At 36.9% G+C, this 13,133-nt stretch carries 11 protein-coding genes; 10 read left to right on the forward strand and 1 reads right to left on the reverse strand.

From position 1 onward, the window contains the following. Positions 1-26: 26 nt before the first annotated feature. Positions 27-2,687 carry a site-specific DNA-methyltransferase gene (locus tag M0R36_04320; protein MCK9555027.1) on the forward strand — a complete coding sequence of 887 codons (2,661 nt, stop codon included), beginning with the start codon at positions 27-29 and terminating at the stop codon, positions 2,685-2,687. On the opposite strand, the gene M0R36_04325 is transcribed toward M0R36_04320, so the two are convergent. Then, a complete protein-coding gene (locus M0R36_04325) occupies positions 2,684-4,159 on the reverse strand; it encodes a hypothetical protein (GenBank protein ID MCK9555028.1) in 1,476 nt (491 codons plus the stop codon). The genes M0R36_04320 and M0R36_04325 overlap by 4 nt on opposite strands. A gap of 212 nt (positions 4,160-4,371) precedes the next feature. Between M0R36_04325 and M0R36_04330 the strand changes: the two genes are divergently transcribed. The 9 genes from M0R36_04330 to M0R36_04370 all read left to right on the forward strand — a co-directional run bounded on the left by M0R36_04330 (position 4,372) and on the right by M0R36_04370 (position 13,119). Continuing rightward, positions 4,372-4,605, forward strand: a complete 234-nt coding sequence (locus tag M0R36_04330; GenBank protein ID MCK9555029.1) for a DUF2188 domain-containing protein — start codon at positions 4,372-4,374, stop codon at positions 4,603-4,605. 140 nt (positions 4,606-4,745) lie between these two features. Then, positions 4,746-5,657, forward strand: a complete 912-nt coding sequence (locus M0R36_04335) for a DUF5655 domain-containing protein (GenBank protein ID MCK9555030.1) — start codon at positions 4,746-4,748, stop codon at positions 5,655-5,657. A 36-nt stretch (positions 5,658-5,693) separates the two neighbouring features. Then, positions 5,694-6,506 carry a Dam family site-specific DNA-(adenine-N6)-methyltransferase gene (locus tag M0R36_04340; GenBank protein MCK9555031.1) on the forward strand — a complete coding sequence of 271 codons (813 nt, stop codon included), beginning with the start codon at positions 5,694-5,696 and terminating at the stop codon, positions 6,504-6,506. Between the two features lie 10 nt (positions 6,507-6,516). After that, entirely contained in the window at positions 6,517-8,520 is a 2,004-nt protein-coding gene (locus M0R36_04345) for a DUF87 domain-containing protein (protein MCK9555032.1), read from the forward strand. A gap of 25 nt (positions 8,521-8,545) precedes the next feature. Then, positions 8,546-9,853: a hypothetical protein gene (locus tag M0R36_04350; protein MCK9555033.1), complete on the forward strand. Its 1,308-nt coding sequence runs from the start codon at positions 8,546-8,548 to the stop codon at positions 9,851-9,853. Between the two features lie 9 nt (positions 9,854-9,862). Next, positions 9,863-10,975 carry a hypothetical protein gene (locus M0R36_04355; protein MCK9555034.1) on the forward strand — a complete coding sequence of 371 codons (1,113 nt, stop codon included), beginning with the start codon at positions 9,863-9,865 and terminating at the stop codon, positions 10,973-10,975. Then, a complete protein-coding gene (locus M0R36_04360; GenBank protein ID MCK9555035.1) occupies positions 10,968-12,005 on the forward strand; it encodes a hypothetical protein in 1,038 nt (345 codons plus the stop codon). Before M0R36_04355 ends, M0R36_04360 begins: the two co-directional genes overlap by 8 nt. A 22-nt stretch (positions 12,006-12,027) precedes the next feature. Further along, complete coding sequence (locus tag M0R36_04365) at positions 12,028-12,903, forward strand: haloacid dehalogenase-like hydrolase (protein MCK9555036.1); 876 nt, start codon at positions 12,028-12,030, stop codon at positions 12,901-12,903. A gap of 9 nt (positions 12,904-12,912) precedes the next feature. Continuing rightward, positions 12,913-13,119, forward strand: coding sequence for a hypothetical protein (locus tag M0R36_04370; GenBank protein MCK9555037.1), 207 nt, complete (start codon positions 12,913-12,915; stop codon positions 13,117-13,119). Positions 13,120-13,133: the final 14 nt, after the last annotated feature.

The following is a 13,133-nucleotide window of genomic DNA, read 5'->3' on the forward strand; positions in this document are numbered from 1 at the left end:
ATCATATTATGGTAACTTAAGCAAGCATGGCTACTCAATTGTTTAAATCCATATATTTTAAAGAAGATGGAGCTTTTGATTTTGCAGGTGGAAAACGAGTCACGGTTTCCTTCTCTGCAAAAGAAAAAGACGTATATAATTTGATATCATCTCTGACTAATGAGGAAATTCGAGAAATCATCACTGTCGACACGTATCAGCAATTATTGGAAATGGCTTCGGCTGAGGAAAGGACGTTGAGCAAATTTATTAAATTAAGGTTAAAAAAATCTATCAAAGATTTCCCCCTGGTTACAGCCACAGACGCTACCTTCCAAAGTAGTAAAAAAATTCCTTTTCAAAGGTGGCTTCCCTATGTTGAAGGATATTCTCCCGATTTTGTTATAGCGCTATTGAAGAGATATGCCCCTAATGCGACAAGTGTTTTTGACCCATTTGCTGGGACTGGAACAACTGTTTTTGCGGCAGATTCATTGGGTATAAAAAGTTATTTTGCCGAGGTTAATCCTCTTTTGGTCTTCCTTTCTCAGACAAAAATTGAGGTTCTTTTGCTTGAAGAAGCCGAGAGACGCAATTTGGCAGAAAGTTTATTAAGTGAAAAAGATCGCATTATGAAGTTGATTGATGATTACGAGGAAGATTATCTTTTGTTAAGCAACTATAGAGCACTTTTTGGTGAGAGTAAATATTATGATCCAAAAACTTTTTCCCACATACTGAAGCTACGGACTTATATCGACTTAGTTGCTGAGAGAGATTTACTGTTATCAAAGGTTCTTTGTGTTGGTGTCGTAGCAATACTCCTGAAAGTATCTTACTTGAAAAAAGTAGGAGATGTTCGTTTTAAAACAAAAAAGGAATTGGAAAGAGAAAGCCACGATATAGGGAAGGAGTTACCTCTTAAAATATCTGAGATAGCAGATGATATCGCTAATGTTGATTATCATTTAAAAAGGAAACCGGAATTTTTATTTTATAATTCGAAAAAATTGTCATTACTGGAGGATGTAAGTATTGATACGGTTGTTACGAGTCCTCCGTATTTAAACGGGACAAATTATTTGCGTAATACCAAGATCGAACTTTGGTTTCTACGAGACATAAGATATTCTACTGATTTAAGGGGATTGCGGAATCAAATTTTGACGTCTGGGATTAATGATGTCAGAGCAAAGAACGGAGTGAGCACGAAAGAACAAAACGATTTCAAAAGCGAAATACTTGATGCGACTTTAATTGCATTGAGAAAGAATGCATACGACGGCAGGATCCCGGTAATGGTTGATAGTTACTTTCACGAGATGTATTCTGTTTTTGATGGAATGCGGTATTTGCTGAAAAAAGACTCGAGAGTAATGGTTGATATTGGCGATTCAATATTTGCTGGTGTTCACATTCCGACAGACAAGATACTGGCGGAAATTTTGTCAGACATGGGTGGATATAAATTAAAGGAAAAGTTTACTTTGCGAAAACGACGTTCAAGAAACCAGAATGTTTTGACTCAAGAATTGTTGGTGTTCACTTTTTCAAAGAATATGCCAGAACCTACTAAGAAAGTATATTTTAATACAAATTCTTGGAATTCGTTTATAAAGGATGTGCCTCATCAAAAAAACGGGTTTTCCAAAAAGAATTGGGGGCATCCTAATCATTCAATTTGTTCTTATGGAGGCAAATTGAAGCCAGCAATTGCACGCCATCTGGTCGATATATTTGTTCCTGAAAAGGGTCGAATTTTTGACCCTTTTTCTGGGGTTGGAACAATCCCATTTGAGGCCGCTTTGTCAGAAAGGCGATCTTTCGGAATGGATATAAGCAAGCCCGCATATTATATTTCAAGAGCTAAAATTAAGAGATGTAATGACGCAGACGCGATGCATTATTTGGATGAGATGCAAGAATTTATTAATCGAGAGGGGTTAACCAAGCACGACAAAAGTCTTGCTGAAAAATTCGGATTTAATAAAAAACTTAAAGATTACTTCGAACCAACGACATTAAAAGAGGTTCTTTTGGCGCGAAGGTTTGTAAAGGAACATCGACCAGAAGGTCCGAGCCAAATGTTAGTGGTTGCCTCATTGCTTCATATTTTACACGGCAATCGACCATATGCATTAAGTCGCAGATCGCATCCAATCACTCCGTATGCACCGACTGGCGAGTTTGTATATAAAAATGTGTATGAAAAAGTGAAGACCAAGGTGAAAAAATCATTAGAGGCTGTTTTGCCAGACAATTTTTGTGAAGGAGACGTTTTCTTGCATGATTCCACAGAAGTTTGGCCGCAAGATATTAGTGATCTGGACGCAATAATTACGTCACCTCCTTTTTTTGATAGCACGAGATTTTATTTATCCAACTGGATGAGAATATGGTTTTGTGGATGGGATGACAGTGACTTTAAGCATAAGACCAGTCTATATGTGGAGGAAAGGCAGAAAAAGAGTTTCGATGTATACGATAATATCTTTAGGCAGGGAAGGGAGCGTCTAAAAACAGGAGGCGCTTTTGTTTTTCATTTAGGCAAGAGTAAAAAATGTGATATGGCTCAAGAAATAATCAAAGGAAGCAAGCGATATTTTAGGAAATATGATTTATTTGATGAGTCAGTGAAACATTGTCAGTTACACGGAATTAGAGATAAAGGGTCTGTAACGAGTCACCAGTACTTAGTCCTATATTAATGGTGAATTGTTATTGTTGTTGGATATTTCCCGGTCTTTTCTTTATAGGCGTCTAAAAGATCGGTAGTGGGACCACTACTATTGATGACGTTATGTAGAGCGTGAACGATTAAATCTGCGGCTTTTTTACCTTTTCTAATTTTCTGGTAATCTTTATCCGACAGGAAATCATCGAAAAACCAAACAATTTTATTACACAATTCATCGACCGCAATTCTGTTAATGGGACGACTTTGTAATGTTGCTAGCGGCAGATTTGTGATTTTAGACAATTTGTCAATTTTGTCTTGTGGATAGAAATCTATTGGAAATTTATCGCTCTTAGAACTGTTGCATGTTTGGCATAAACAAGTTGCAGTTTCATCTAACGGCCATAAATAGGCCAAAGGCATGGTGTGGTCCAAATTCATATCATTTGGTGTATTGAGCAGAGTTCCGCAGTTAAAACATTTTTTATCAAATTTCTCCCATATTGCAACATCAAACTCTTTTCCCTTAGACAATCTATATATGTGATAAATCCATTTGCGCTCTAGGAGTTTACCTACTAAGACCTCGAACGCCCTTCGTCTTAATGAATCCTCTCTGTGTTGGGTGCTGTCACGGAGAGGATTCAGAGGGAGGTTAACAAAGAACTTTTTGCAAACTTTACATTCAAGTTGGTGTCCAAAATGGCTAGTTACTAATTGTCCGTTGCTAATTTTAGGTATTTTTATCTCAGAGCCTATTTCAATTTTGTATGTCGAAAATGCTGAGTGTTGGCAAGGAGCTCGGGAGACACAATGATTGCTGAAGCTCAAGGTGTTTCTTTCATTTAAAATATCGATCGGTAAAAATCGTGAGCATCGATTGCATGATTTACAAACGATTGGAACAGATTTCAGTGGTTTAGAGTTTCCTATAATTGTCGAGTATGGAAGTTGAGAAATTGTCGGGTCAATGTATAAAATTTCTGGAATATATAATGATGTTTTTTCAAGAAAAGCATCATATACGTCATTATCAATAAAGAAAGGATGTTTTATACTGTCACAGATTAACCCAAAAAAACTGATGGGGGTTTTAGTCGCGATGGTTAAAGTTATGATAACATTCTTTATTTGCGAATGAGGACGGTGTGCACTTATTTCAAGTAGCGAACCAAGTTTTACCCAGTCATTCGTTTCAATGTGTTCAGGTTTTAAATCAACGGAATTATTTTGCCCGTGGTGAGACCATTTAATCGTTCCGGTAATCGCACACTTGCTATTGGCTTTTAAGTAATAGCCAATGCCGATGATGCTAAACTGCCTCTTGAATAAGAGGGGAAGATCGATTGCGTGTTTATTTGCCTGAACAGAAATCACGCCTTGATCAGGATGCAACTCATCTGTATGGAGCAATTTACAGGTTGACCCTTTTTTGTCCCCTGAAACATTAAAACCACTTCGCTGTCGGGTTAGTCTTCGTCTTGGAGTTCTAAATTTGGCCATTTATTCATAATACCAATAATATACGCCAATGTCCATAATTTTGCTTGACTTTTAACCATTTTCTTTATATAAGTGTATATGAATCATTATGTTATCTCGTCCCGAGTTGGAAGGGGTAAATCCCGGACGTTAAAAAAGAAAAACCTTCAGCAGGGGTGTATTGCCTTGTTGAAGGTTTTTTATTTTTAGGGCAACACTAAGGAGGTGCTGTTATGACTAAAAAGAATCAGCATGTAGTAAAGACTGATAATGGTTGGGCGGTAAAAGGTGCAGGGAACTCCAAAGCAACTTCAATTCATCGTACCCAGAAAGATGCTATTGATACTGCACGTGATATTGCTATCAATCAAAAAACGGAAGTAGTTATCCATGGGGTTGATGGGAAGATTAGAGATAAAGATAGTTATGGAAACGACCCTTGTCCGCCAAGAGATAGGAAGCATTAATTTGTTCGGAGAAGAAGCAAACTCTCTTGCGTGAACTTTGAGAAAAAATAAATTCATAATGGTTGAGTAGTAGAAATCTAAGCTAAAGCAGAATAGATTATTTTTTAATAATTCCCAAAATTTAAAAACAAAGGGATAGCATGAGTGATATTAAGCTTTTTAAATTGAACAAAGGCATTTTAGACGAACTGGAGTGTGGTGCTTTTACGTTTGAAAGAGCATTGCAAAAATTAATAGAAGACAATATGGAGGCTGTCTTTGGAATAAAGTTTTTAAAAAGTGAATATGCCACAGGAAAAGAACATGGGGGGCGTATTGATTCTCTTGGGATAGATGAAAACTATTGCCCGGTTATTGTTGAATACAAGCGTTCGATTAATGAAAATGTTATCAATCAAGGGCTTTTTTATCTTGATTGGCTAATGGATCATAAAGCTGAATTTGAACTTATGGTGATAAAAACGCTTGGCAAGGACTATGGAGACAAGATTGAGTGGTCTATCCCCCGATTGTTGTGCATAGCCGGGGACTTCACTCGGTATGACGAGCATGCAGTAAAGCAGATTAATCGGAATATAGAGCTTATCCGGTATAAAAAATATGGCGAGGATATGTTTCTTTTCGAGTTGGTTAATTCTCAGATCGTAACTGAGTATGTTGATACTAATGATAAAAGCTCAAAGAAGGCGCAGAAGTATAAAACATATGGGGAGTTTTTTGAACAAGCAGATGAAGATTTAAAGAATTTATATCAAGCGGTAGCGGATTTTATAAAGAATCTTGGTGATGATGTGCAAGAAAAGGAACTTAAATATTATAAGGCTTTTAAACGAATAAAGAACTTTGTGTGCTTAGAGGTTAGACCGCAAACAAAATGTTTACTGCTTTATTTGCGGCTTGATCCAGACAAGGTTGACTTTAAAAACGGTTTAACTCGTGATGTGAGGGATATCGGTCACTATGGAACTGGAGATGTAGAAGTTAAGATATCAGACGTTGATGATTTTGAGCAAACAAAGCATTTGATTATAAAAAGCTATGAAGCAAGCTAATAAATAATGCTTTGGTCTAGGTGATTAGGAATATTTATGAAAATTGATAAAAGATTAAAATTTATAAGGTATCCGGGAGGAAAACAGCGATTAATGTCGCAGTTGATTCCACATCTGCCTACGAGGAATGATATCGAGGGCTCGTTTGTTGAGCCTTTCTTAGGTGGTGGAGCTGTGTTTTTTGCAATGTCGCCTCGGAAGGCAATACTATCTGACATAAATCCGATATTAATAGACTTATACAGAGGATTGAGAAGATATCCCAGAGAAGTATGGAATATCTTTCGTCAATTTCCAGCAACAAAAGAAGGATATTATCGAGTTAGAGATACACGTGAAGAAAATGGGTTAGCATTTAGGGCCGCTAGAACATTATATCTAAACAGAACTTGTTTTAAAGGCATGTGGCGAGAAAATGCAAATGGGCAATTTAATGTAGGTTATGGTGGGCAGGACCGTAGATGGGTCATAAAAGAAGAAACGTTATTGGCTGTATCAAGGTTTTTAAAAAAGGCAAAATTATTCAAAAGCGATTTTGAAGAAATTATAGAAAATTCTAGTAAAGAAGATTTTTTGTTTTTGGATCCGCCGTATAGACCGGGAGAAAAAGAATTAGTACATGATCATTACGTTCATTCCCGATTCACCTTTGAAGAACATGGTAGGCTTGCAAAGGCATTAAGAACAGCGACAAAAAGGAAAATAAAATGGGCTATGACAATTTCATCGCATAGAGAAATTTTGGATCTATATAAAGGATTGAAAGTTATTCCGATAAAGAGAGGGACTGGCAAAATGCCCGGTGCTTTTTCACGTAAATCAGGAGAAGTGTTGATTTGTAATTACTAGGAGGATTACTATGAGAAAATTTCTAGATGACGCCGCTAATCAAAACCATCCACTCAGAATTTTAAAAGAATTTCTGGAAAGGGAAGAAGCCTTTGAGAAGAGCAAGCAGTATGATCATATGCGCTTTGTCGGTTATGTTCTAGAAATTGGTTATGAAGAAATAACAATTATTACTAGTGATCCCTTTAAGGTTGCGGTTGGTGGTGTACCCAGAAATTCACTATTAATAATGTGTCCATCATCTTTTGAAAATGAAAATGTTTCCATTCCGCCACATTTTACATTGCTGAGAGTTTTAGATTCTGCATCAACACCTCTTTCGGGTGAAGTGCAACAGACATATTTCGAGCTACAAAAAAAATCAATGCCTGAGCTTGATGTTTTCACGCAAAGTGAGTTGCAATGGGGAGCTTTGAAAACAGGTGTTTTGGGTATGTTTTATCCCAACCCACAAAAAGCAGATGCGGTAGAATTTTCTGGGGACTTGAACAATTTTGTGAGTGCACATAAATATCGCATTTATGCCCCAGATGATAAATTATTAGACCTTGTTAATAATTCGATGGTCCCAGAACAGAATAGATTTCAAATAGGTAAATTGAGGTTAACAGAATGTAGATTACCATTGCCGAATAAACCACAACCCAATGTGGATGTTTTTCTTTCTACCATGGATTTTCTTGGGAGCAGGACCGCAATGTTTGGAAAAACAAGGCTTGGCAAGAGTAATGTTGTTAAATTGATAATACAAAGTATTTTAGAAACCACTAAAACAACAAAAAATGCTGGGCAATTGATTTTTGACATTAATGGTGAGTATGCGAATGACAACCCTCAGGATGATAACAGATCAATTGCAACTGCTTTTCCGGAAGTTTGTTCGATATATGCTTTAACACCTAAGCCCAGCACTCCATCGCAACCATTGAAGTTAAACTTTTATGAGAATCCTAGCCAGTCAAAATTAGTCCTAGCAAGCCTTTTAAGGGATGCTGGCCGTACTTCAGGTTATATCGAGACGTTTAACAGTGTTGAATTACCCGTCTTGGATGAAGTGCGACAGCTTGTTGCCGGAAGTGAGAAGATACGAGCAACGAGAAAATTGCAAATGTATTGGGCTGTATTAAATAAGGCAGGGTATACAGCAGATGAGGCGAGGCTGAGAACTTTAGCTCCAACTGGGAATGCGGTAAGTCAGTTTAATCCGGGACTAACTGTGCAGTTAAGGAATGCCGCATATGGTAGTGAGAACGTGCAAGTACCTAATCCACCAAGTACTTTAGGTGAATTAGTTAGAGAGTTGTCGATTGTGGCAAGATTCAGGAGGAGCAATAGTTCAAATGCAGTTTTTCAGACAAGCAGTGGCAATCCACTTTTTGATGCAGATGATATTGCAATTTTAGAATTTCTTGAACCGGCTTCAGGACGAAGTGGTGTTTCATTAATTCAACCATTTAGAATTTATCACGATCAAAATGCAGGTAATTTCATTACTGAAATCCTTCAATTTTTAGATCAAGGGCGGACGGTAATTTTAGACCTCGGAAATGCGAACGAATCTGTCATGCAGTATTTTTCGAGGGAATTGTCTGAGGCTGTTTTTAGACATCAGACTACAAAGTTTACCAGTAACAATTTAGGAAATCACTTCATTCAATTGTACTTCGAAGAAGCGCATAATCTTTTTAAAGATAATGATAACAGCGATGAGACTCGAATATATCGCAGATTTGCTAAAGAAGGAGCAAAATACCACATTGGCATGGTTTATTCAACGCAGTCACCTACGACTATTAATTCAGATTTATTAGCCCAAACCGAAAATTTCTTTGTAGCTCATCTTGCTTCTCAGGATGATGTGAATAGATTAGCCAAGGTTAATGTGGCATATGAAAGTATGAAAAATGATATTTTGCATGCAAAGACACAAGGTTATATTCGCATGTTAACAAGATCTCATAGATTTGTTGTTTCGATGCAAGCGTTGAGGTTTACACCACCACAGAGAGGTTGATATGCCATATCAAGGAGGAAATAGATTGCCAGCGGAAAGAGCTAGTAAACTAGGTCACCTCGAGGTGATAAAGAGTCCGTTAGTTTGCAAGCTGTGCAAAAATTTTGAAGATCCCAATAGTTGCACTCCAACACCGCCGAATGTCTCATGGCAGGCGCTACCGACTTCAGGGAAAGAACGCAGGATTATTTTTTCTACAGACGGATCTTTGCAGACTATTGAAAATCCACAACCACCATATAAAGCGATTGCTTTTATAAAAACAGCGTTGCTTAAGTTGGATCAATATTCAATTGCAAAGCTGGATAAAGAAACTCCCAATCCATTTGCTATAAGGGACCTTATGAAGGATTCTGCTCTCTTTCATGCAACGGCTTTTCCATTAAGACATGTTAGCATTCCTGGGAAGACGATATATCATGCTGTAAGGGAAATAATATTTGAGTCGGTAAAAGATAAGGGGCTTAATGATGCTCTTAACGGGGCGATGATGGAGACTTTAAAGTGGTTAGTATATGAGAAGTGGAATCCAACACCTAAAACGAAATTGGAAGAGTTTGGATGTCCACATTGTAATCAAAATGTAGCAACGTTGCCTTTTGATCAAGAAAAAGGGGATTGTCCGGGATGTGGTAAAGAAATATTTATCACTGACATGTTTGGGCTCCACTTAAATATGCAGGATGATTTTGCGCCCAATCAGTTAGCATCAGATTATATGTCAGTAAGTGAGACACTTATGATTTTAACGCCAATTAGGCATTTTTGGGAAACAAACAAAGAAGTTTTAAATAATTGTCTTATGGTTAAAGACGGTCCATTATCTTTAAGGGCGACTCTATCAAAACTGGCGGCACCTATAAGACGGTTTTTTAAGCACGCAAAGGAGAATGGAGTGTATGTGGCTATGATTGGACAAGAAAAATCTGGCATGTTTTTTGACCATTTACAATTAATTGGGAAGCATGCTCCGGTCGGGTCTATATTCATACCAAACAATGATTATATAAGAGGTGAAATCCAACACTCAAATTCCGTAGGACTATATGGACAAGATACAAATTATGGCGCAAAACTCTTTATTAAGTATAACGATTATCACAAGATGGTAATTAACATACCCACAGGGGAACGGGGAGAATTTGTTCAAAGTCCATCGTTGAGTCATTTAATTGGGTTGGAAAGTATTGTTGCAACACTTCCTAAAATATTGAGCAATCGTTTTGAAGGTGCGCTTTTACCTATTGAATTGGCAAATGGGGTGGCATCATTGTCAACATATCCTTCTGCAAAAGCGTTGGAATTATTTTCTGTTGCGGTTGGAAAGGAGTAGGCTGGAATTATGGCAAATTATCATCAACGCTTTACTTTTGATAGTTTCATTAAGGCGATAGATTCAGATCTGTTGGCGCAGTATTTTTCTGCACAACGAATAGCCGTTCCTGATGGTGTCTCAATCAACGATCCGGAAGTAGTCCGAAAATTGATAGCCAGTTGCGATCAAGGGAAACGATTGATTATCAATGAAGAATTACGCCGAACTAATGATCTTGCTGTTAGGCAGATGGAACGAGTGATGGAGGTCATTAGCGAATATGAAATAAAATATGTAGAGGATGAAAAACCAATAACTACATGTTTGCGAACATACTTTTGCAAAGATAGAGACGTCTTCGACAAACTTTATGATTATTATTTATATGACATCTATTCTGAAAGATTGTATTACTACCGGTTTGATAAAGAACAGTATAAATTTTCAGAGAAAAATTTGGATGCTAAGGTCGATAAATTTCAGTCAGAAATGGCAGAACATTTTAAAAAGGATGGAAAAGGCGATGATTGTGTTATTCGTCGAGGCAAGGATGGAGATGAGCATTTCTTTATTATAATGAGGGGCAATGGAATAAAAACTGATTACGAATTTTCGGAAAAGAAAGTTAGAATGTTAACTTTTCATCAGGCGAAACAGGAGTTAGTTATTTTTAATCCCAAAACAGGAACAATAAGTGTAACATCAGGCATTAGAAAGATGGGAGATAAGAAGAAGTATGTGGAATCATTCGGTGTGAATATTCTGGGGCTTTCGGAAGTGCCCGAGCTGACGTTTCAAGAAGAACTTGTTAAGACTGATCCGTTAAAAGACGAAAGTTTTTATCAACCGACAAAAGATATTGAGAAAATAACCGTAAGACAGGCAGTTTTGTTGAGAAAGGGAAAGGTATTTACAACTATCACTGTTAAATCTAACGATGTATTGGAGTCTTTTAATCAAATGCATCTCAAACTTGAGTATTACGATATAAAATCTATGGCTCTTAGGTTTAAACTTTACAATGTAGCTAAGGAAATTCCTGTTGAAATTATCCCACCCGAACATACTGAGATAAAGCATCGAGAAGGAGATGAGATAATTAAGAAGTATTTAAAAGAAAAAGGTGTATTGCTTGTTTAATGCTTTGATGATACATATCCTAAAGCGGTTAGAAGCATTCCCGGATGCCACATTTAGGGGAAGCGAACTTGTTGGTATCTCGAAAAGATTGTTTGATCAAATGGTGAAAGATACAATGATTGAATTTAGCCATCGTGATAAAGACGGTGATTCCTATATTTCTGATCGGCTTGGTGATAGTGGTATCCAGAGAAATCTTAGAATACGTGGCAGGAAAATAACAGCATTTTCGGGAGACCCAGAAGTTGATACAATTGTCTTAGAAGAAGAGGAAATTCTATATTATCGGTTTAATACAAATAAGCTAATTTCACAAATACGGTCTCAAAATAAGCTCGAAGAAACGGTGGATAGTCTTAGTGAGCGTTTATTTTTTATTGGCAGTTTGCAGATGGCTGATGAGCGTGCGAGCCTGTATTTAGCTCTATTTGAGAATTCGCATGACTATGCTGATAGTTTAAAAGCATTGACTATTAGTGGTGGTCGATATGATAGATATGTTGTGATTAGCCCATTTGCAAAGGTTTCCTGTCAAAAAACTAGAAATATACTAAACGGTATTAAAATAAGCCAGTTTACTTTTGAGGAAGCCTTTGAGAAAGAGTATGTTTTAAGATCTGGATTGGTTTTTAGCGAGACAAAAGCTACTCTTCCAAAGACTTTATATTTGACAGGTAAGATTGAGAAAGAGAAGCATATTGTTTCGGTTGATAAAAAGGAAGGTGGTTTGACTGAGGCTAACTTCAAGCTCTTGCTTGAATTAGTGGTAGCTCTAAAAACAACCGAGGATGGTTGGATTTATACAGGTGAAGGCGACTGGCAATCAATAGACCGATTAAAAGGAGATTTTCAGCGAGTATATCCCGGATATGAGTTCAAGAAATTTATAATCAATGGACGGAAGAAATATCGGCTAGTTTTACCTGCAGACGCAGTGACTTATGACAGAGCGATGCTTAAAAAAATAAAAGATGGTACTTCGATTCCTGATCTTGTGAACAAATTGCCGATAATACGTAAACGAAGATGAAATTGTCGAGGAGTAGGATTGTATGGGAAAGTATAGGCATAATGTTATAGCATTGGTTTATGATTTTGATGGGACTCTGACTCCTCAACCGATGCAAGAATATACGATTTTTCCTGATCTGGGAATAAAAGACGGTAAAAAATTCTGGAAGGAAGTTAGCGATGAGGCTAAGAATACTCAGGGTGAAGGGATTGTAACTTACATGCGTCTCATGATCGAAAAATCAAAGGCACAGAAATATCCAGTCACAAAAGCAAAATTAAAGAAACTAGCAACCCAAATAGAATATTTTGCAGGAGTTGAAAAGTATTTCCAGCGCATAAATAAATATGTTAAAGACAAGTTTGATCGTGATGTTGAGTTGAGGCATTATATTATATCAGCTGGATTGAAAGAGATCATAGAAGGCACAAAAATAGCAAAATACTTTCATAGGATTTTTGCTTCAGAGTATTACTACGATGAATATGGTGCGGCTACTTTTCCAAATGTTATAGTTAATGATACCCTTAAAACTCAATTTATTTTCAGAATAAATAAAGGATTAGAAGAAATGCATACGAATATAAATATGCATATGCCGAATTCTTTAAGAGCAATACCTTTCCAAAATATTTTATACATGGGTGATGGTCTTACAGATGTTCCTTGCATGACTGTAATAAGAAAAAATGGAGGGTTTGCAATAGCGGTGTTTAAAAAGCGAGATAAAAAAGGCAAGAAAGTATGTGAGAGTTTATTGAAAGCTGAGCGTGTAGATTTTATAGCGTCGGCAGACTATTCAAAGGATTCAGAATTGGATAAACATATTAAACTGTTATTAAATAATATTCTTGAGGGGATACGTTATGGAAAGGCGTCTTTTAACCAAGCTCAAAAATATTTAAAAAGCAATTAGGGGGACAAAATGAGACACAGAACAATGACACAATTGAATGCAAGTTATTATGCAGGGAAGCATTCACAGCTGCCAAATAGTGGCAATTATTCAACGACAATTGAATCTGGCATATATAACGTGGGAAGGAGCGCCAAGACAGGTAAGCTGACTACAGTAAAAGGAACTGATGGTCATGTAAGTGTAGGGACTGTTAAAGGGAGAAAAAAGAAATAATATCAAGTGATAGC

Source organism: bacterium, assembly GCA_023228325.1.
Lineage (GTDB): Bacteria > Auribacterota > UBA6266 > UBA6266 > UBA6266 > UBA6266.

Coding starts and splice junctions, on each gene's coding strand:
- M0R36_04335 (MCK9555030.1), top strand. CDS start 4,746: ATGAGTGATATTAAGCTTTTTAAATTGAACAAAGGCATTTTAGACGAA.
- M0R36_04370 (MCK9555037.1), top strand. CDS start 12,913: ATGAGACACAGAACAATGACACAATTGAATGCAAGTTATTATGCAGGG.
- M0R36_04355 (MCK9555034.1), top strand. CDS start 9,863: ATGGCAAATTATCATCAACGCTTTACTTTTGATAGTTTCATTAAGGCG.
- M0R36_04325 (MCK9555028.1), bottom strand. CDS start 4,159: ATGGCCAAATTTAGAACTCCAAGACGAAGACTAACCCGACAGCGAAGT.
- M0R36_04340 (MCK9555031.1), top strand. CDS start 5,694: ATGAAAATTGATAAAAGATTAAAATTTATAAGGTATCCGGGAGGAAAA.
- M0R36_04345 (MCK9555032.1), top strand. CDS start 6,517: ATGAGAAAATTTCTAGATGACGCCGCTAATCAAAACCATCCACTCAGA.
- M0R36_04365 (MCK9555036.1), top strand. CDS start 12,028: ATGGGAAAGTATAGGCATAATGTTATAGCATTGGTTTATGATTTTGAT.
- M0R36_04330 (MCK9555029.1), top strand. CDS start 4,372: ATGACTAAAAAGAATCAGCATGTAGTAAAGACTGATAATGGTTGGGCG.
- M0R36_04320 (MCK9555027.1), top strand. CDS start 27: ATGGCTACTCAATTGTTTAAATCCATATATTTTAAAGAAGATGGAGCT.